The sequence below is a fragment of the Candidatus Poriferisodalis sp. genome, assembly GCF_965208485.1.
Lineage (GTDB): Bacteria > Actinomycetota > Acidimicrobiia > Acidimicrobiales > Poriferisodalaceae > Poriferisodalis.
This window is the reverse complement of sequence record NZ_OZ242344.1, coordinates 3,674,136-3,694,347: the sequence shown is the minus strand read 5'-3', so window position 1 is coordinate 3,694,347 and position 20,212 is coordinate 3,674,136. Positions and strand designations below refer to the sequence as shown.

At 66.0% G+C, this 20,212-nt stretch carries 13 protein-coding genes; 5 read left to right on the top strand and 8 right to left on the bottom strand.

From position 1 onward, the window contains the following. Positions 1-8: 8 nt before the first annotated feature. Complete coding sequence (locus tag ACOGXQ_RS17115; RefSeq protein ID WP_419944812.1) at positions 9-1,121, bottom strand: acyl-CoA dehydrogenase family protein; 1,113 nt, start codon at positions 1,119-1,121, stop codon at positions 9-11. Positions 1,122-1,412: 291 nt separating this feature from the next. On the opposite strand from ACOGXQ_RS17115, the gene ACOGXQ_RS17110 reads away from it, so the two are divergent. Beyond that, positions 1,413-3,266, top strand: coding sequence for a molybdopterin-dependent oxidoreductase (locus tag ACOGXQ_RS17110; protein ID WP_419944811.1), 1,854 nt, complete (start codon positions 1,413-1,415; stop codon positions 3,264-3,266). 330 nt (positions 3,267-3,596) lie between these two features. Next, complete coding sequence (locus tag ACOGXQ_RS17105) at positions 3,597-4,238, top strand: MBL fold metallo-hydrolase (protein WP_419944810.1); 642 nt, start codon at positions 3,597-3,599, stop codon at positions 4,236-4,238. 93 nt (positions 4,239-4,331) lie between these two features. Here the strand turns inward: ACOGXQ_RS17105 and ACOGXQ_RS17100 are convergent, their stop codons facing one another. Together ACOGXQ_RS17100 and ACOGXQ_RS17095 are read right to left on the bottom strand one after the other, a co-directional pair. Next, entirely contained in the window at positions 4,332-5,156 is an 825-nt protein-coding gene (locus ACOGXQ_RS17100; RefSeq protein WP_419944809.1) for an ABC transporter permease, read from the bottom strand. Continuing rightward, entirely contained in the window at positions 5,153-6,295 is a 1,143-nt protein-coding gene (locus tag ACOGXQ_RS17095; protein ID WP_419944808.1) for an ATP-binding cassette domain-containing protein, read from the bottom strand. Before ACOGXQ_RS17095 ends, ACOGXQ_RS17100 begins: the two co-directional genes overlap by 4 nt. A 142-nt stretch (positions 6,296-6,437) precedes the next feature. On the opposite strand from ACOGXQ_RS17095, the gene ACOGXQ_RS17090 reads away from it, so the two are divergent. Further along, positions 6,438-9,488, top strand: coding sequence for a class I SAM-dependent methyltransferase (locus tag ACOGXQ_RS17090; RefSeq protein ID WP_419944807.1), 3,051 nt, complete (start codon positions 6,438-6,440; stop codon positions 9,486-9,488). Between the two features lie 793 nt (positions 9,489-10,281). Continuing rightward, positions 10,282-12,795 carry a DNA polymerase gene (locus ACOGXQ_RS17085; protein WP_419944806.1) on the top strand — a complete coding sequence of 838 codons (2,514 nt, stop codon included), beginning with the start codon at positions 10,282-10,284 and terminating at the stop codon, positions 12,793-12,795. Positions 12,796-12,848: 53 nt separating this feature from the next. Here the strand turns inward: ACOGXQ_RS17085 and ACOGXQ_RS17080 are convergent, their stop codons facing one another. After that, positions 12,849-14,201 carry an MFS transporter gene (locus ACOGXQ_RS17080; protein WP_419944805.1) on the bottom strand — a complete coding sequence of 451 codons (1,353 nt, stop codon included), beginning with the start codon at positions 14,199-14,201 and terminating at the stop codon, positions 12,849-12,851. 100 nt (positions 14,202-14,301) lie between these two features. Here ACOGXQ_RS17080 and ACOGXQ_RS17075 point away from each other — a divergent pair, with 100 nt between their 5' ends. Continuing rightward, the gene (locus ACOGXQ_RS17075) at positions 14,302-14,496 is read left to right on the top strand and encodes an SDR family NAD(P)-dependent oxidoreductase (RefSeq protein WP_419944804.1); all 195 of its coding nucleotides are present in this window, start codon (positions 14,302-14,304) and stop codon (positions 14,494-14,496) included. Between the two features lie 120 nt (positions 14,497-14,616). Here ACOGXQ_RS17075 and ACOGXQ_RS17070 read toward each other — a convergent pair whose 3' ends face one another. From ACOGXQ_RS17070 to ACOGXQ_RS17055, 4 genes are all read right to left on the bottom strand, one after another. After that, the gene (locus ACOGXQ_RS17070) at positions 14,617-17,070 is read right to left on the bottom strand and encodes a hypothetical protein (RefSeq protein WP_419944803.1); all 2,454 of its coding nucleotides are present in this window, start codon (positions 17,068-17,070) and stop codon (positions 14,617-14,619) included. 173 nt (positions 17,071-17,243) lie between these two features. Further along, the gene (locus ACOGXQ_RS17065; protein WP_419944802.1) at positions 17,244-17,879 is read right to left on the bottom strand and encodes an NUDIX hydrolase; all 636 of its coding nucleotides are present in this window, start codon (positions 17,877-17,879) and stop codon (positions 17,244-17,246) included. A 201-nt stretch (positions 17,880-18,080) separates the two neighbouring features. Beyond that, positions 18,081-18,911, bottom strand: a complete 831-nt coding sequence (locus tag ACOGXQ_RS17060; RefSeq protein WP_419944801.1) for a DUF6159 family protein — start codon at positions 18,909-18,911, stop codon at positions 18,081-18,083. 244 nt (positions 18,912-19,155) lie between these two features. Continuing rightward, a complete protein-coding gene (locus ACOGXQ_RS17055; protein WP_419944800.1) occupies positions 19,156-20,034 on the bottom strand; it encodes a DMT family transporter in 879 nt (292 codons plus the stop codon). Between the last annotated feature and the right edge of the window lie 178 nt (positions 20,035-20,212).

Here is a 20,212-nt window from a genome sequence, read left to right as displayed (position 1 = left end):
CCCGAGGCCTACAAGCCGATGCGCTGAGCCAGCTTCTCCCGGTGGTACGCAGGATCGCCGAAGATCAGCTCAGAGCTCTTGGCACGCTTGAAGTACAGGTGAGCGGGGTGCTCCCAAGTGAAGCCGATGCCGCCGTGGATCTGGATGTTCTCCGCGGCGCAGTGGAAGTAGGCCTCAGAGCAATAGGCCTTGGCCAGCGATGCCACCGACGGCAGCTCGTCGTTCATCTCCGACGCGCACCACGCCGCGTAGTAGGCAGCCGACTTGGCCGACTCGACCTCGAGCAGCATGTCGGCGCACTTGTGCTTGATGGCTTGGAACGAGCCGATCGGGCGGCCGAACTGCACCCGGTCCTTGGCGTACTGCACCGCCATGTCGAGCACGAACTGGGCGCCGCCCACCTGCTCGTTGGCCAGTGCGACAGCGGCAAGGTCGAGCACCTTGTCGATGCAGGCGAAGTTGTCGGTGTCGCACAGGTGCTTGGCCGGCGTGTTGTCGAAGGTGATGCGGGCCTGCTTGCGGGTCTGGTCCATCGTGGCGAGGTTCTCGCGGCTGAGACCCTCCGCGTCGCCTTCCACGGTGAAGAGGTGGATCCCGTCGTTGCAGCGCGCTGCCACCACGAACAGGTTCGCGGTGCCGCCGTCGGTCACGAACATCTTCTCGCCCGAGATGGTGGCCGAATCGCCCGTGTCCGAAGCCTCGACCTCGACGCCGTCGGCATCCCAGCTTCCGCTGGCCTCGGCCAGCGCCAGGGTGGCGATGATCTCGCCCGAGGCGATGCCCTCGAGCAGTTCTTCCTTGGCCTTCTCGTTGCCTGAGTGCAGGATGGCGTTGCCGGCCAGCACCACGGTGGAGAAGTACGGCGAGCACAGCAGGCTGCGACCCATCTCTTCGAGCACGATGCCCAGCTCGACGTAGCTGGCGCCTTGGCCCCCGTACTCCTCGGGAATGATCAACGCCTGCAAGCCGAGCTGTTCTGCCATCTGCGACCAGACCGCTGGGTCATAGCCGTCGTCGGTCTCCATCAGCTCCCGGACGGTGGCCTCGGACGACTTGTCCTCCAAGAATGAGCGAACGAAGTTGCGGAGCTCTTCCTGCTCCTCGGTGAATGCAAAGTTCACGGACACCCCTCCGGGCCGATGCAGCCTGAGCGCCGGCACAGCACAGGCACAGGCGCGATAGTCAGGCGAAGTTCTATCACCCAGACGCAGAATCGGCTCATCCGCAGCAGAAGGGCCAGTGTGGAACCTCACGTGCGAGCCGGGCGTTAGCTTTCGTGACATGTTCCACGCACCGGCACGCGACGGACCCAAGGGGTGGCCCGAAGAACGCTCGACTCGACCACAGCCGACTCGACCACAGCGCCCAGGACCCAGGGGCCTGAGCCTCCCAACCAGCAAGGCGGTACAGCAATGAGCGACAGCTCCAGCGAGACTTCGACGGCAGAGGGTTCCGGCAATGCCGCCCTCGAAACGACGCCATCACGCCGGAGCGGGGCGCGGCGGCTGATCAGCCGTCCGGGCACCGGCGTGGGCCTGCTGGCCGGCATCGCAGGCGCAGCGGTGGCCTTGGCCTTCGGGGAGTTCATCGACGGACTCGTCGACTCCATCCCGTCGCTAGTGGTCGCCGTCGGCGAGGCATTGGTGGACTACTCACCCGACTGGGCCGTCAAGCTGAGCATCGAACTGTTCGGCGAGAAGGACAAGGCGGTGCTGGCGATCGGCATCGTCGGCGTCTCGCTGATCATCGGCGGACTGCTGGGAACTTGCGCACTCTCGCCGCGACGACGGGCGCCAGGCGCAGAAATTGCCGAATCGGATCGCCAGCCCGTCGAACCCCGCGACGACACCGCCAACCAGCAGCGCAATTGGCTGCCCGCAGCGGGGTTCACCCTGTTTGGCATCGTCGGAGGCTGGACCGCCGCCCGAAACCCGATGAGCCCGTTCGTCGGCTCGTGGATCGTGGCGCTGACGGCGGCAGCGCTCGGCTACATCATGCTGCGACTCCTGCTGCGGCTCGCTCCCTCTCACGCTGATGCACCGGATTCTGAAGAACCGTCGGCACCGGAGAGCGATACGGTCGTCGCCGGCCGTGCCCTGCCCGACGGCGCGCTGGATGCGAGTCGCCGCCAGTTCCTGCTCGGCGTCGGCGGTGCCGGTGTTGCTGCATTCGGCTTGGTGGCGCTGGGGCGGGGCGTGCGCGGCCCGTCGGCAGCGGAGACTGCCCGGGCAGGCATCGACCTGAGCGCCATGAGGCCGCCCGCCACGACAGCAGCCAGCGGCGCCGCGACCGCCGCCGAACCGACCGCGACCACTGCAGCGGGACCCTCGGTCGCTACCCAGGTCGCCGCGCTGGACACGCTCGACGAAGTCGTCGGCATCTCCAGCTACGTGACACCCAACGACGAGTTCTACCGGATCGACACAGCGCTGACCGTGCCCCAGGTCGACCCGGCGAATTGGAAGCTCTCCTTCACCGGCATGATCGACAATCCCTACGAGCTGACCTTCGACGAGATCTTGGCAATGGACCTCCAAGAACACGTCGTGACGCTGTCGTGCGTGTCGAATCAAATCGGCGGCAACCTGGTCGGCAACGCCGTCTGGACCGGCGTGCCGCTGGTGGACCTGCTGGAGCGGGCCGGCGTGCAGGACGGCGCCGACCAGGTGGTCGGCCGCTCGGTGGACGACTGGACCGCCGGTTTTCCCACGCCGCTGCTGTACGACGGCCGCAACGCCGTCCTGGCTGTCGGCATGAACGGCGAGCCACTGCCGACCAGGCACGGCTTTCCGGCCCGCCTGATCGTCGCCGGGCTGTACGGCTATGTGTCAGCCGTGAAGTGGATCGAGGAGATCCACCTGACCACGTGGGATGCGTTCGACGGCTACTGGGTGCCCCGGGGATGGTCGAAGCGGGGGCCGATGAAGACCCAGAGCCGCATCGACGTGCCCGGCAGCGGCGACCGGCCCGTGGCCGGCACCGAGACCGCCATCGCGGGCATTGCCTGGGCGCCGACACGGGGCATCAGCGCCGTCGAGGTCCGCATCGACGACGGTCCGTGGCAGCAGTGCGACCTCGGCGAGGCGCTGGGTGACGAGAGCTGGGTGCAATGGCGTCTGCCGTGGACACCCACCTCGGGCACGCATTCGCTGCAGGCGCGGGCCATCGACGGCACCGGCATGACCCAACCCGAGGGACCCAAGGACGTTCGGCCCGACGGCGCCGAGGGCTGGCATCGCGTCGCTGTACGGGTGGACGCAGCCTGAGCAACAACCGGGGGTAGTCATCACCCTCACCTCACCCTTTCGAACGAGCAGAGCGCCAGACAAGGCACTGGATGCGCAAGAGTGATGCTCAATCCCATCGAAAGAACCTGGCCGAGAGCGAAGAGCATGCAGTTGTGCGCCGGCGTGCGCCGGCGCACTGCCTCGATCCGACCCAAGCCCTGAGTTGCGCTGCCCACAAAAGCGCCTCCCGTCATGGCATCACGCCGAACATCCACGAACGGCAAAATGCCACGTCAGGAGACCTTTCTGGCGGACGCGCCGCACCACCCACCCACATCACACCAGTGGATCAGGGCTTAGGATGCACGCATGGCTCTGCACTGGTCCGCAACCGGCATCGAAGTCCACAAGCACGTGGTTCGTCCCGTTGACGGCGACCTGCCTCACGGCTTTCCCGACGACTTCGACAACAACGTCTTCACTATCCGCTGCACCGAGACCGGCGAGGCGATGCTCATCGATGCCGCGAACGAGCATGAACGGCTGCTCGAGGTGTGCCGCACGCTGGGTGTGACGCTGGTCGTGGAGACCCACGGTCATTGGGATCACATCCAGGCCGTGCCCGCCGTGCGCGACGCCGGCATCGAGGTGGCCATCACCGCCGAGGACTCGTCGATGCTCCCCAGCTACGACCTCATTCTCGAAGACGACTCGGTGCTGGAGGTGGGTCGGCTGCGCATCCGCACCATTCACAATCCGGGCCACACCGCAGGCTCGATGAGCTTTCACGTGGAGGGAACGCCGCTGCTGTTCACCGGCGACACGCTGTTCCCAGGCGGACCGGGTGCCACCAGCTACGGCGGCGACTTCGATCAGATCATCCGCAGCATCGAGGACCGCATGTTCTCGGCATTCGGGGGCGACACCATGGTGCTGCCCGGGCACGGACTCGACACCACGATCGGCAACGAGTCGCCGCATCTGCAGGAGTGGATCGACCGCGGCTGGTAGCCCGCCTAGTCAGCCCGTCGCGACGCGACGTCTGCATCTATCCCGTCGCGAAGCGACGTCTGCATCTATCCCGTCGCGACGCGACGTCTGCATCTATCCCGTCGCGACGCGACGTCCGAGCGACCTGAACGCCATCGTGAAAGTCACCACGGCCAGCCCCACGATGGCCGCTGCGCCCTTGAGGATCGCCAGACCGTCCCAGCCCTCCGACAGAATCGCCCGCATCCCCTCCAACAGATAGGTGACCGGGTTCCACGCTGCAATGGCACGCATCCAGCCCGACATCAGCTCACGGGGCAAGAACGCCGGCGTCAGGAAGGCGAAGGGGAAAAAGATGAGAAACGCGGAGTTCACCGCCGCGGGATTGCCGGTCCGCAGCGCCACCGTGTACGGGAACCCGGTGAACGCCAGGCTCCAGGCAACGGCGAGCAACAAGAAGACCGCCAGCCCCGCGATGCCGGTCTCGAACCACACTCCGAAGGCCAGTCCCATGCCGACCACGAACAGCGACAACCCCAGAGCCATCACGATGTCGGCCACCATCAGCCCGAACAGCAGCGTCGACCGCCGGATCGGCGTGACGAGCATCCGGTCGAGATAGCCGGACTGGATGTCAATCACCAACACGCTGGCCCGGGAAATGCCCGTGACGGCGAAGATGATGGCGACGGGGAGCTGGAAGGCCCGGTAGTCGATGCTTCCGCTGCCCGCTGGGGCCGCTGCGCCCGACTCCACGAATGGCTCCAACGCGCCGACGTTCACCACGAAGAAGAAGACCGGGATGATCAGCGCCGGGCCGACAAACTCGGGCTCCCGCACCACACTGCGCACGGCCCGGCGTGCGATGGTGGCGATATCGGTCAGGAAGCTGACCCGGTTCGTGAGACCGCCGCCAAGCGCAGTCGCTGCCTCCTTCATGACCCTTCTCCTGCCGGCGTCTCCCCGGCCGCAGCCTGCTCAGCTGCGACTGCACTCCCGGCCGCAGCCTGCTCAGCTGCGACTGCACTCCCGGCCGCAGCCTGCTCAGCTGCGACTGCACTCCCGGCCGCAGCCTGCTCAGCTGCGACTGCACTCCCGGCCGCAGCCTGCTCAGCTGCGGCCATGCGGTACCCGGTTGCCTGCAGGAAGACATCATCGAGCGACGGGGTGCGGACGGTGAGCGCTGTCGGGTGCACGTCGGCATTCGCCAAGGCCACCGCCACGGTGCCGACGAGTCCCGCCCCGTCGGTGGTCGCGATCGTGACGCCGAGCCGGCCGGCGGTCACCCCGTCTGCGCCCGGCACCATCCTTGCTACCTCTTCCGCCCGTGCGATGTTGCCCGGTTCGAGATCCACCACGATCACGTCGGACCCGACGGCCCGCTTCAGTTCGGCAGGTGTGCCCTGCTGCACAATTCGACCGTCGGCGAGGATCGCGACCCGGTCGGCGAGGGCATCGGCCTCCTCCATGTACTGCGTGGTGAGGAACACCGTCACGCCCAGCTCGCTGTTGAGCCGCCGTACTTCGTCCCACACCTGCGCCCGGCTCACCGGATCGAGCCCGGTGGTGGGCTCGTCCAGGAAGATCACCTCGGGTGCGTGGATCAGCGAGGCCGCGAGGTCCAGCCGCCGCTTCATGCCGCCGCTGTAGGTGCCGATGCGGTCGTCGATGGCGCTGCCGATGTCAGCGAGGTCAATGGCCTGGGTGATGGACGCCGACCGGTCCGCAGGGCGCAGCCCATACAGACGGGCCTGCAGGTCGAGGATCTCGCGGCCGGTCTGCTTCTCATCCAGCGATGCTTCCTGCATCGCCACACCGATGCGGATGCGTACTTGCCCGGGGTTCTTCTCGACGTCGTAGCCGGCCACCCTGGCCCTGCCCGCCGTCGGGCGCAGCAGGGTGCACAGCATGCGCACGGTGGTGCTCTTGCCAGCGCCGTTGGGGCCCAGAAACCCGTAGATCTCCCCCTCGCGCACCAGCAGGTCCACGCCGTCGACGGCCCGCTTGGCGCCGAAGTCGCGCACCAGCTCGTGGGCCTCGATCGCCGTTACCGACCCGTTTGACGCCGCCTCGGACACGGGCAGCAGGCTACCGAGCGGAATTCAGCCGGAACGATAGGTCCCTCGAGGTTCTGATGTTGTATCGCCGGGATCAGTGCGAGGTCACGCAGGCGTAGGCGGGTCCGCATTCGTGTCACACCACCGCGCCAAACTGCTCCCCGTGGCTAGTGCTCCGCACACCGAGGAGGGGGCGTTCAACTCGCTCTTCGCGCAAGCGCTGCTGCAACGCTCGCCCGGCTGGAGTGGGCATCTCAATGCTGAGCAGTCAGGCGTGATTCAGGGGGCTAAATCCAAGCGTCCCGACATCGTCTTGCATGCGAGCAGCAGCACTGCGACGGTCATCGAGATCGAATACGACGACAGCCCACCCGCGAGCGTCGAGGCCGATGCCCTCGCGCGGCTCGACACTCAGCTTTCGAACGGTGCCTTCGTTGAACATGTCGTTGCGTTGAGAGTCCCGGCATTTCTCGGTTCGCTCGATCAGTCCGCTCTCGCGGACGCGCTGAGCGATCCCGGAACGCGCTATGCGTACTGCTCCTTCGTAGGCGCAGACGCTTGGGCACCCGGCGATCCCGGCTCGAATTCAGCCGACGACGCGCCACCCGCAGTGAGGTACCCCGCCTCCGGTTGGATCGAAGGGATGCTCGACAACGTCGTTGGGTTCATCGAGACGACCGCAATCTCCGAACAAGCTGTCGACCGGGGGGCGAAGCTTCTCGAAGAAGCTGTCAACGAAGCAGCATCGAGAGTGATGTTTGCGGTCGAGAAGCGGCCGGATGCTCTCGTGAACATCGCTAAGTGCCTGCAGCAGGAGCCTGGACTTCAGACCACCCGAATGGCGATGACCGTGCTGGCAAACGCCTGCATCGTGCACCGGGCAATCGCAGACACGCACGGCATTAGGAACTTCACGCAGATGCGTGCCAAGAGTCTCTCGCTCGGCAAGCCGCATGTAAGCCAGCTCGAGTTCATAGATGAGTGGCATCGCATCATGAACGAGGTGGACTACTGGCCAATCTTCTCCCTTGCCCTCGACATTCTTTCGGCGCTGCCATCGCCGAGCGCTTCACCCGTGTTGCTCCGCATGATGGGGTTGGCGGAAGACCTCGAGGGTCTCGGGACGGTGACGACCGGAGATCTCGCAGGACAGGCCATTGGCCGCCTGATCACCGATCGCAAGTTCCTTGCGACCTTCTACACGCTCCCGAGCTCGGCAGCGCTCTTGGCGGAACTAGCGGTCGAACGGTTGCGCATCCGACCAACGGCGGAGGGCCTCAGCGAAGATCTGAGAGTCGCAGACCTCGCCTGCGGAACCGGCACGTTGTTGTCTGCGGCATATCGCCGCATAGCCGCTCGCGTCCGCCGACAGGGGATAGATGACCGTTCGGTCCATCGGCACATGGTGGAGCAGGTGCTGGTGGGGGCCGACATCATGCCTGCAGCGACGCATCTCACAGTTGCCCAGTTGTCGGCCGCCCACCCGGACATCACGTTCACTCAAACCGACATTCACACGATGCCCTACGGCGAGCACACGCTTCCCGGCGACGACAAGCCTCAGACCTCAATCGGCTCCCTCGATCTCTTGGGCACTGATGTTCAACTCAGCGTGTTCGGCACCGGCGAGCAAGCGCTAAGCGGCGGCGGCACCGTCTCCGGTCATGGACCCGACAGCTACGGCCGCCTCAATCTGCCGGCTGAGTGCCTAAACCTGTGCATTATGAATCCGCCGTTCACACGGCCGACCACCAAAGAGACTGCGGAACAGCAAGGAGTCCCGATCCCGGCGTTCGCCGGATTCGAGACACGCAAGGCCGAGCAACGCGCAATGTCGCGCGAACTGAAGCGCCTCGGAAAGCGCTTGCCTCATGCTCGGGTAGGTCATGGCAACGCAGGCTTGGCAACCAACTTCATCGACCTCGTCCACTTGAAGACGAAGCCTGGTGGAGTCGTTGCTCTGGTAGTCCCGGCAGCGTTCCTGTCCGGTGCCTCGTGGAGTCGCGTGCGCAGTCTGCTGGCTGCGGAGTACGTCGACATCACAGTCGTTTCGATTGCGGCGGCCGGCAGTACCGATCGAGCCTTTTCTGCCGACACGGGCATGGCAGAAGTCCTTGTCGTCGCAACGCGATACCGCAACTCAGCGGACCTGCGAATCGACACGCCCGCAGATACCGAAGGCAGGACTGTGGCGACCAACCAAGAAGCCCCCGCTGACAATGTGTTATGGATCAATCTCCACCGTCGGCCCAGCGGGATCGTCGCTGGAGTCGAGATCGCTCGAGCGATTGCAGCCCTCAGAAAGGACACAGCCGGGAGTTTGCGCGTAGGGAGTGAGGCGGTGGCGACCTTTGTCCGAGCGCCCATCACGGACGGGGGCTGCGCGGCCGTGAGAGAACCGGATGTCACCCGAACCGCGCTGGGACTCGGCCAAGGGGCGCTTCGGCTGCCGAGGTTGGCTGACGTTCTGCTCCCTCTCATCCCTCTTCGCGAGTTGGGCGAACCGGGTCCCTACCACCTCGACATCAAATCCACAGGCAACACTGCACGTGGCCCGTTTGTCATCGAGGATCCGGCTGCGGGTGCGCCTGCCGCTTATCCGATTCTCTGGGGTCATGACGCGACGCGAGAGCAATATCTGCAGGTGGTGCCAGACACTCAAGGCCGCGTCGACGGTGAGCAACACGAACTCGCACGGCAAGTTTGGAGTACAGCTACACGACTTCACTGCAATTTGGACTTCCAAATCAACAGTCAGCCTCTAGCCGCATGCCTTACCGAAACGCCAGTGATCGGTGGTCGCGCTTGGCCCTCATTCAGCCTGCACAATGATTCATGGGAGCCATTTGTCGCCCTCTGGCTCAATTCAACCCTTGGCTTGATCAACTTCTGGTTCCTTGGGAGTCGGCAGCAATCCGGACGTGCAATACTCACCCTCACCCGCATCGGCGATCTGCTCGTGCCCGATCCACGCCGTCTCGACGCGAGTCAACTGGCGCTCGCCGAGTCGACAGCCGACGCGTACGCCGGGATAGACCTGCTTCCCGCCAACGAGTCATGGCGCGACGAAGCTCGTCAGCAGCTTGACGCGATTCTCTTGACCGATCTCCTTCGTTTGGAGCCGTCCGTCATCAACTCTCTGACCATCACCCGTGACCAGTGGTGCAGAGAGCCGTCCGTTCACGGCGACCAGCAGTCTCAGCCGGCAAGTTAGCCTTCGCGTCCACTAGTGGTGTGTCGCTGAAATGGCTGGGGCTGAAGCAAGCCCACTCTTACAGGTCAGCGAGTTGCATGATGCCCGGAAGAAAACTGCGACACACCACTAGCAGGATGCTGAAAAATGCAGGTCTGGCTGGAAGCACAAGCCCCTGACCTGCGGGTTTGCAACTGGACGCTGCCCGAAAATCGACTTTTTCAGCATCCTGCTAGACATTCACGCGCTGCGGCCGTGACGGCATTCAGCGCTGTTGATTGATCGGAATTGTCTGGCATGCCTTGCGAGACTCCTTAGCAGGGTGCTGAGATTCGCTGGTTTGGCCGGGGTTGGGGCCGGTTGGGGTCTGTGTCGGGGCTTCGGCAGTGGTCGCTGGGGTGCTGTGGCGGTGCTGGCTGGTGCGGGGAGGCTGTTTCAGGCGGTGTCTGTGTCGAGTCGGGCTGGGCGGATGAGGTTGCAGGTAGCGGCCATGTCTCCAGGGTCGAGCCGCGCTCCGCAGACAGCCGCAAAGCCATCTCGGTTGACACACCACTTCGGCCGTTTACATGGCGCGGCAACGCCCGCTTGGTCACGCCCAGGCCATGTGCCGCCTGCTTGACCGTGAACCCGAGCCGGCTCCAGGCACTCCCACTTGACGATTTCGCCGGGATGAGACGGGTGCTGCATCGACATGACTGGTTCCACAGCGGTAGCCGACGCACTTCACGTCGCCCGCGTGCATCTACCAGTCTCGCCCAGTGCACAGGTCAACTGCTCGCCGATGGGCGTCACAGGGTCGCCGTAGGGTGCGCTCGTGGACGTCGTCAGCGATCTCGCCGGCACTTGGGCCGACTCCCGCCGGCTAGACCCGCGTCCCACCCACACGCGAGATCCGGCGCAGGTACCGCTCACATTGGTCGGACGTGAAGATCTCGGCGACCTTGTCGATGCCCTCGCCGCCTCCGACGCCCGCGCGGTGGACACCGAGACGGTGTTCGAGCCACGCGCAGCGGCCGCACGCGGCAAGGTGCCCAAGCTGCGGGTGATCTCGACGGCGACCCGTGCGGCAGACGGCACTGAGCGTGCTTGGGTGATCGACGTCGCCCAGCACGACCTGCGCGAGCTGGCCGCCGCACTCCACGAGGGCCTCGTCGCACCCGATCTGGCGTCTGATGCGTGGAACGCCACGTTCGACGACCGAGTCATCGACACCCATCTCATCGAGCCTGCAAAAGCCGCTGGTGCATCCGTCCGATCCCTGCGATGGTGGGATGCGCAGCTGGCCGATGCGCTGCTGCACCAAGGCCTGACGGGGTTCAGCTTCTTCCATGGGCTGGCATGGGCGGCCGAGCGCTACTTGGGATTGCGGGTCGAAGGCAAGGCCACGACGCAGCTCTCCTATTCGGCCGAAGGGATGCTGAGCGACACCCAAGTTGCATATGCGGCCGCCGACGCCGTCGAGACCCTGTGGGTGTCGACGCTGCTGCGTGAGCGCCTCACACAAGCAGGGCTGGACGAGGTGTGCCGGCTCGAGCAGGCTGCCCGGCCCTTCCTGGACCGTATGGAGCGGGCCGGCTTGCCCTTCGACGCCGCCGGGTGGGAGGCCGAGCTGGATGCGCTGGCGACCCGGCGAGTCGACGTGCTCACCCGCCTGGCCGAGCTCACCGGAGGAGGCCAAGCCGACCTGTTCGGCAGCGGCATCGAACCCAGCTGGAACCCCGACAGCGAACAACAGACGCGCGAGATCCTCAACCGGCACGACGCCGAGCGGGTGGCCGCATGGACGACCAAGACCGACGGCCGGTCACGCACGCTCACAGCGACCGATTCGCTCGGGGCCTCCGTGCTGGCGGGCATCGGCGGCGACATCTGCACGACCCTGCTGGAGTACCGCGATCTGTCCAAGACGCTCAGCACCTACGGCCACACCATGAGCGAGCACCTCTGGCCCGACGGCCGGCTGCATCCCGAATACCTGCAAGTCGTCGGCACCAACACCGGTCGGCTGGCCAGCCGCAACCCCAACGCGCAGAACTTCACGCCCCGGCTGAAGCCGTACATCACGCCGCCGCCCAGCAGGGTGTTCGTCTATTCCGACCTGAGCCAAGCCGAGTTGCGCTTCGCCACCCAGCTTGCCGACGACGACGGACTGCGGACTGCGTTCACCGAAGGACTCGACATTCACTCTGCCACCGCCGAGCGGATGTTCGGCGTGCAGCTCGACGGACCTGCGGGACTCGCTGCGCTCGACCGGCCCCGTTACGAGGAGTTCCGCACCAAGGCCAAGCGCATCAACTTCGGGATCCTGTACGGGCAGCGGGCTGCGGGCCTGTCGCGGGGCCTCACCGACGCGGGCGTACCCACGAGCCGCGACGAGGCCGATGAGCTCATAAGGTCCTACTTGGCCGCCTATCCGGGCATCGCGCAGTGGGTGGATGAGCGCGACCGGTTCATCACGCGCTTCGCTGCAAGCGAACTCGGCCCGGACTGGCCGCTGACTCTGCGACTGCAGTCGCTGTGGCCCCGAGCGGACGAGGCCCGGCGAGCCCTGCGCGGCCAGCAGCGTCGCCATCACAGTGCCGAGGAGGTGCACCACGCGTTGTCGGGCGCTTCGGGGGCAGACACGCTCGGCAGCGACGAGGTCTCGGTGGCCGAGGTGGCGTGGGCGCTGTCGTTCGCTGCCCCGGTAGTGGTGCGGTCCGACGGGCGGCCCGTGTCCTTCGACTCCCGGACTCCGGCCGGGAGGCGCCAGCAGTTCACGTTCTCCACGGACTGGGTGCTCGGCGAGGCAGCTGCGGTAGTGGGATGCTCCGCCAAGCCCCATCCGGTGCAGGTGTGGCACCGGGTGCTGGCCCGTTTCGATCTGGCCCCGCCCACGACCGCCGAGGGCGCGAATCAGCGGCCGGCAGTGAACAAAGTACTCGAAGATCGGCATCTGCGGCGGGCCGTGGTGGACGAGGTGGGCGCGTCGATGGGCCAAGCCGATCAGCAGTTCCTGCTGCAGCGTGCCTTGCACACCCGTGTAGGCCAGATGGCCAACGCCTACCGCAACGCCCCGATCCAAGGAGGCGTGGCGGACGTGATGCTCGACGCATACGGGCGCCTGCACGCCGTCCTGGCCCGCTACCCCACCGCCGCCGCTGTGCAGACTGTCCACGACAGCGTGGTGATCGAATGTGACGAGCGAGATGCCTCGATTCTGTCCATCGAAGTGAAGGCGACGCTGGAGGCTGCGATGTCACGCTGGTGTCCCGACGTGCCCACGCGGGCCGACACCGACATCCGGTCGAGCCTGTCGGAGACCTCGATTCTCGAACACGTCAGCTGACACCTCGACACTGACCGCATGGCCTGCATGCGAGCCGAGTCGGCCTGCCGCGCCTACGGGGGACTCGTCGGTTGGCGGGTTCGACCGCTGTTCACGTTGGACATCGAGTAGGCCGTCATGCTGAGTGTCACGGCGATGCCCATGGTCAGGAACATGGCGCGGACGCCTGTCCACTCCGCCAGCACGCCGAGCGGAGCTGCGGCGATGGCGAATGCTGCGAACGGCAGCTGCACCAGTGATTGGACGCGGCCTTGGTAGGCCTCGTCGGTGGCGCGCATGACGGTCGCTTGGGTGAGCGAGATGAACCCGATCGACGCGGCGCCGATGACCGCGGTGACCACCAGCGCGATCTCATAGCTCGGGGCCCAGGCGAGGGCCATGACCGAGACGCCGAAGGCGAAGCCCAGGCCGGTCATGATCGAGTCGGCGCTCGGCGAGTCGGCACGCGAGGCGAGCACGATGGACGCGACGACGGCGCCGATGGAGGAAGCTCCGGCGATGAAGCCGACCTGCCGGTCGCCGAGGCCGAAGACGCCCTCGACAAGCGCAGGCTGAAAGGCGACGTAGCTGAAGCCGAACATGATCACGACGATCGACGTGACGATCGGCCGGCGGAGCTCAGGCCGGTTCGTGACGTAGCGAACTCCTTGGCGGATCTCGGCCAGGGGGTTGCCGATGGCGAGCCGAACAGCGCGCGCCGCGCCGTCAGGGGTGTCGTCCTGCTTGCTCGTCTCCGGCAGCGGCACCAGCAGCACGTAGCTCAGCGTCGCAATGGCCGCCGAGACGAAGTACGCCCCGGCGAGGCCGAACAGCGCCCAACCTGCCAGCAGCCCGGCGCCGGTCGGGGCGATGACACGGCTGCCGCTGAGCGACAGCGACGACAGCGTGATCGCGTTGCCCAGCCGCTCACGGCCGACCAGCTCAGTCGTCATCGAGATGCGAGCCGGCCCGATCAGGCCGAACATGAGGCCCTGCAGCGCGCTGGAGACCAGCAGCATCCAGAACGCGATCACATCGGCCGCCAGCGCCAAGCCCATGCCGACCGAGCCGAGCAGCAGCACCATCTGCCCGAACAGCATCAGCCGCCGCTTCGACAGTCGATCAGCCGCCACGCCGCCGAACAGCGTCGAGATGCCCAAGGCCGCGCCGAAGGAGAACATGACGATGCCGAGGGCCCCCTCGCTCTCGGTGAGATCCCAAGCAAGCAGCGAGCGCAGCAGGAACTGCATCTGGATGCTCATGAACGAGAACACGCCGCTGAGCCACAGCAGCCGGAACGCCGGCACCCCCAGCGCGGCAAACGTCGCTACCCGCCCGGGGGACTCAGGAACCGACAACGCGCCGACGCGGCCGCCGAAGATGCGGGCCTGCCCGTCGGGCGCCGTCGTCGCCCGTTCTTCCTTCATACCCGTGTCCCCTTCGGACCTTCATACCCGTGTCCCCTTCGGACAAGCCGACCGCCGACGCTATCTTCTTCCCGGCTCCCGCGACTTGGAGGACAGCAACATGCCGCGCCTTGATCTCACCGGAGCATCAGCCATCATCACCGGCGGAGCGTCCGGCATCGGCAAGGCCAGCGCCCGCCAACTCGCCGACACCGGCGCCCACATCGTCATCGCCGACCTGCACGAAGAACTCGGCAACGAGACGGGCGTCGATCGCGGCGTTCGACGGCCAGATCGGCCAAGCCGTCGAGATTGATGCAGTATAGCTCGCCGGTTTAATCTGGCGACGACTCGTCAAGCCGAAGCCGAAGCCGAAGCCGAAGCCGAGTCGGCGCCATCGCCGAGCGCCGCATCCATCACGTTGCGCAGACAGAGCTTACGCGGTCAGGCGTGCTGCTACGTAGCCCCAGCAGACCACCGAACCATCCGCACGCACACCACACGAATGATCGCTGCTAGCCGACACCGAGAGGAACTTGCCCGACGGCACGTCAGCCTGCCCGTAGTAGTTGTCGCCCCAGCAGACCACCGAACCATCCGCACGCACACCACACGAATGAAAATCTCCGGCCGACACTGAGGCGAACCTGCCCGACGGCGCGTCAGCCTGCCCATCGGCGTTGCTGCCCCAGCAGACCGCCGAACCATCCGCACGCACACCACACGAATAAGCGCCCTTCCATCCGGCCGACACCGAGACAAACTCACCCGACGGCGCGTCAGCCCGTCCGTCGCGTCTGTTGCCCCAGCAGACCACCGAACCATCCGCACGCACACCACACGAATGAGTCCGTCCGGCCGACACCGAGACAAACTCACCCGACGGCACGTCAGTCTGGCTGAGTCTGTTGTCGCCCCAGCAGACCACCGAACCGCCCGCACGCACACCACACGAATGAAGCAGACCGGCCGACACCGAGACAAACTCACCCGGTGGCGCGTCAGCCTCACCTAAGCGGTTGCCGCTGCCCCAGCAGACCACCGAACCGCCCGCACGCACACCACACGAATGACCCAGACCGGCCGACACCGAGACAAACTCACCCGACGGCACGTCAGTGTGCTCGTACTTGTTGTCGCCCCAGCAGACCGCCGAACCATCCGCACGCACACCACACGAATGACCCAGACCGCCGGCCGACACCGAGACGAACCCGCCCGACGGCGCGACAACCTGACCGTAGTAGTTGAAGCCCCAGCAGACCGCCGAACCATCCGCACGCACACCACACGAATGACCACCGCCGGCCGACACCGAGACAAACTCACCCGACGGCGCGACAGCCCGACCATCGGCATTGTCGCCCCAGCAGACCGCCGAACCATCCGCACGCACACCACACGAATGAGTCCGTCCGGCCGACACCGAGACAAACTCACCCGACGGCGCGACAGCCCGACCATCGGCATTGTCGCCCCAGCAGACCGCCGAACCATCCGCACGCACACCACACGAATGACCGGCACCGGCCGACACCGAGACAAACTCACCCGACGGCGCAACAGCCCGACCATCGGCGTAGTTGTCGCCCCAGCAGACCGCCGAACCATCCGCACGCACACCACACGAATAATGACTCCATCCGGCCGACACCGAGACAAACTCACCCGACGGCGCGACAGCCTGACCATCGGCATTGTTGCCCCAGCAGACCGCCGAACCATCCGCACGCACACCACACGAATGACCGGCACCGGCCGACACCGAGACAAACTCACCCGACGGCGCAACAGCCCGACCATCGGCATTGTTGCCCCAGCAGACCGCCGAACCATCCGCACGCACACCACACGAATGACCACCGCCGGCCGACACCGAGACAAACTCACCCGACGGCGCAACAGCCCGACCATCGGCATTGTTGCCCCAGCAGACCGCCGAACCATCCGCACGCACACCACACGAATGAAGATTGCCGGCGGATACCTCCGTGAACTGTGCGGCGGCGCCGGTTCCCTCAGTTGCGGTGCTCACTCCGGCGGTGGTGTCGCCGCCTGCTCGTCGTCCCACGAGCTGCGCAGTGGCCCAGCGGGTAGCTCCGCCGAGGCGTGTCATGTCCCGACCGGCGATCTTGACGGTCGGCACCGCAGCGTTGCCGCCGAGCACGTAGCCGCCCGCTTCGGCCGCCCTCAGCCGGACCCGCTGACTGGCGGGCATGGGTCCTTCGCGGGGACCGACGAGCACCACACAGTCGGTGCCGACGACCCCGGCGAGGGTGATCGCGCTGTAGATGTCCGACTGCGCCTGTGCATCAGAGCCGACCACGATGGGAACGTCACCGGTGCAGTCTGACGCGATCCACGGCTCAGCTCCGTTCAGGTAGACGCCGGGCTGCTGCACATCGGGCGGCGCCGCAAGCATCGTGTCGGGCACGCTCGAGGTGTCCGGATCCTCGCCTTCGACCAGTGCGCGGGCCTCGATGCCGACGAGATGTGCGGTCTCCCAGCGAGTCCCAGCGCCGAAACGCGTCATGTCCCGACCCGCGACCTTGGCCTCCGGGACCGCGGCCGTGCCGCCGAGCACGTAGCCGTCCGCCGCAGCCGCGTCGAGTCGCTCCCGCTGATCCGCTGACATGTCCACGCCGCGATGGCCTGCAAGCACAACGCAGTCGGTGTCCACGACCCCGGCGAGGGTGATCGCGCTGTAGATGTCCGACTGCGCTTCCGCATCGGAGCCGACCACGATGGGAACATCTTCTGTGCAGTCCGATGCAGTCCACGGCTCTGCGCCGTCGAGGTACGCATCCGCGGACTGCGCCGAAACCACCGTCGGCAACGCCAGCAGAGCAGCAGGCGCCACAGCTGCCAACAGAACTCGTCGCATCGACATCGAAACAGCTCCCCATACGCGCCTCCGAGAGCATCTCAGAAACGCCAAGGGATGCTATTGGCATGTCTGAGGCTTGCTCGCAAGGTGCCATTCGCTGTTCGCGCGGGTCGGAGAACCAGTGCACCGCGCAGCGAAACCCACGACACACCATTAGCACCCTCCTAGCAGCCATCTCAGCGGGTAGAGCTGAGACCGATGGGCAGCGGGTGGCCGACCCGGGTGAACAAGTCCTGCAGCATCCGCAAGGTCATGCCCCAGATCACCCGGCCGTGCGCGACCTCGATCCCTGGAAAGTGCATCTCGGGACGCGGCGGGTAGCAATAGTCGATGTGGTGCTTCGGATCAGCCAACTCGGCTGCCGACACCCACAAGGCGTCGGCGACTTCGTGGTTGAGGGTCAACTCGGGACGGCTGCCTTCGAGCCAGCACACGTGCGGGGTCACCCGCAGTGCCGCGCCGCGCCAGCGCGGGTTGCCTTCGAGGTCGTCGAGCCGGCCAAGCCAGCGGACACCCGAGTGCGCGGTGATGTCGAATCCGATCTCCTCGCGGCTCTCGCGCACTGCCGTGTCGAACGTGTCGTCGTCGTCGGGTTCGGTCCGGCCGCCCGGAAACGCCATGTGACCCGACCAAGGGTCCCCGTTGCGGATGGCGCGCTCGATGAACAGCATCTCGGGTCCGCGATCACCCGGCCGCACCACGGCTGCTACGGCGGCAGTCGGACCCTGATGCGGCGTGTCCAAGTCTTGGCTGAGCACTTCGGACAAGCGCTCAGCTTCGAACGCCCCGACGACGGAGTCCTGCCCAACCACAACGGCGCAGCGTAGGCGGCCTAGCCCTCCCGGCTCCCGGCTGGCCCCGGATCGCCGCTGCTGCCGCCGTCGGGGTCGACGAACTGATGATCTCGTGAAACGCCGACAATGCTGCTGTCATCAGCGAGGGTCTCGCCGCCCTTGCCGCTGAGCACAGCGTGGGCCGTTGAACCGCAAAGCCGTTCGGTCTGATCAGTCTGACTAGTTGGCGCGGAACGAGGAGCGCATCTGATCTATGTCGTAGCCGCCGTGCGCCACACCGTCGGTGGCGTACTCGTAGAGCGCTGTCTTGAAGTACTGGCCCAACGCGCCGATCACCACGCTGACGGCAAGCATCCCTGCGACGCCCAGCACAATGCCGACGATGGCGCCCACGCCGGGCACCAGCACGGCGATCAGCGCAGCTACCAAGATGATCGGCAGTGCAAGCATGAAACCGAGCAATCCGAACCCGGCTTGGGAGATGAGATTCTCGCCCCATGTGCGCCGCACCAAGGACATGGACTGCTTGACCCCTGCGAACGACCGGTGCTTGTCGATGATGATGGCCGGCACCACGAGGTAGGTGGCCACGCCCCACGCAGCCTCGGCGAGGAAGGTGAGCATCTGACCCAGCCAGCCCAGACGCTCCCGCAGGAAACGCAGCACCAGACCGACGGTCATCGTGATGAAGGCCCAGCCGAGCAGGCTCGGCAGCCTCGACGCAGCCTTGCTCATGGCACTGCGCACGGTGGGATCACCGCCGGTCATCCGCTCATGCGCTCCGGCCACCAGCGCGCCTTCGAAGAACACCACCGTCGCTGTTGCCACGAATGCAAACACGAGGCCGAGCACCGCTGCGCTGCCGCCCAACCCCTCGGTGCCTTGGTCCACGTCGAAACTGCCGGTCGCGAAGCCGACCACGGTCGCCGCGACCACGATGGCAAGGATGCTCAGCATGCTCAGGACCGGCAGCCACAGCAGCTCGCGGTCCTGCTTCAGCAATGACCACGAGGTCTTCGTCAGCCGCCATGTGTTGGCAAATCGCCCCATCAAGATACTCCTTTTTGAATAATCACCTTAGGAGGCCGCGCCAATAGGTGAATCCCATTTCGGCCCGTTCCGACTCGCTCGTCAGCAACGCCGCCAAACGCGCTGACCACAGACTTGCGTGGCCATCCGGCTTGTTGAGCGTTTCCGCAGGTCAACGCCTATTGGCGCATCCTCTAAACAAACAATCAGCAATCAGTACGTTCTGAGCATACTGGGTTGCTGTGACAGCAAAGGCCGAATTCGGTCAGCTGGACTCGGGCGAGCGCCCAGAAACGGTCGGCGTGCGGATCACCATCGCCACCGAGAACAGCACGACCGCGCCGCCCAGGAACTGCATGGGCGTGATCGGCTCGGCGTGGATGAGCCACGCCGTCCCCACCGCCACGATGTGCATCGCCAGCACATACAGCGACGATCTGGCCACCTCGATGTGGCCGTGGCACCATGTCATCAGCACATGACCGAACACCCCGGTCACGAAGGCCACGATCACGATCCACAGCCAGTCCAGCCCGCCGAACTCGAAGAACTGGCTCGGCGTCACCCACAGCAGCGTGGGCAGGACCGCCGCGATGAAGGACCAGAAGTTGATCCCGGCCATCCACTCGATCGGATCGACCGCGCTCGTCGAACGGGCGATACGGGTCAGCACGAAATACACGCTGAACGTCAGCACCGACATCGCGGTGAGGGACAGGCCGAACGCACTGGCGCGGAATTCGCCGCCGGCGCCCACGATCACCCCGACGGCGCCTGCTGCCCCGATCAGCGTGAAGACGACCTGGCGGAAACTCACCCGGTCGCCGAACAGCGGCCCGACGACAGCCAGCAGCATGGCCGGCTGCAGGGCCATCATCACCGACATCACCGAGATGGTGACCTCCTGCACTGCGGCGAAGACGAAGACCATGTTGACGCCGAAGGACAACCCCGGCAGCGCCGTCTGCCAGAACACCCGCCGCGACAGCCAGCGGCCACGCAGCGCCAGCACCACCAGCAGGAACGGCGCGGACATGCCGAAGCGGATGAAGGCGCTCACCATCGGCGGCGACGTGAGCAGCTTGGAGACCGGCGGCCCGAGACCCCACGAGATGACGACGAGGCCCATGACCAGCAGCGGCAACGCACCACTGCTCGTGCGAACCGGTGAACTGTCGAGACTCGTCACCGAGCTTTCGGCCGGGACATGCCGCGCAACAGCCGCTGCACCGTTGGAAGGCATGACGGCTTGACCCGCCCGATCGATCGCCGGGGCAACATGGAAGACCGCTCCGGCACCGGACGACGCAGCTGGTCTGCTG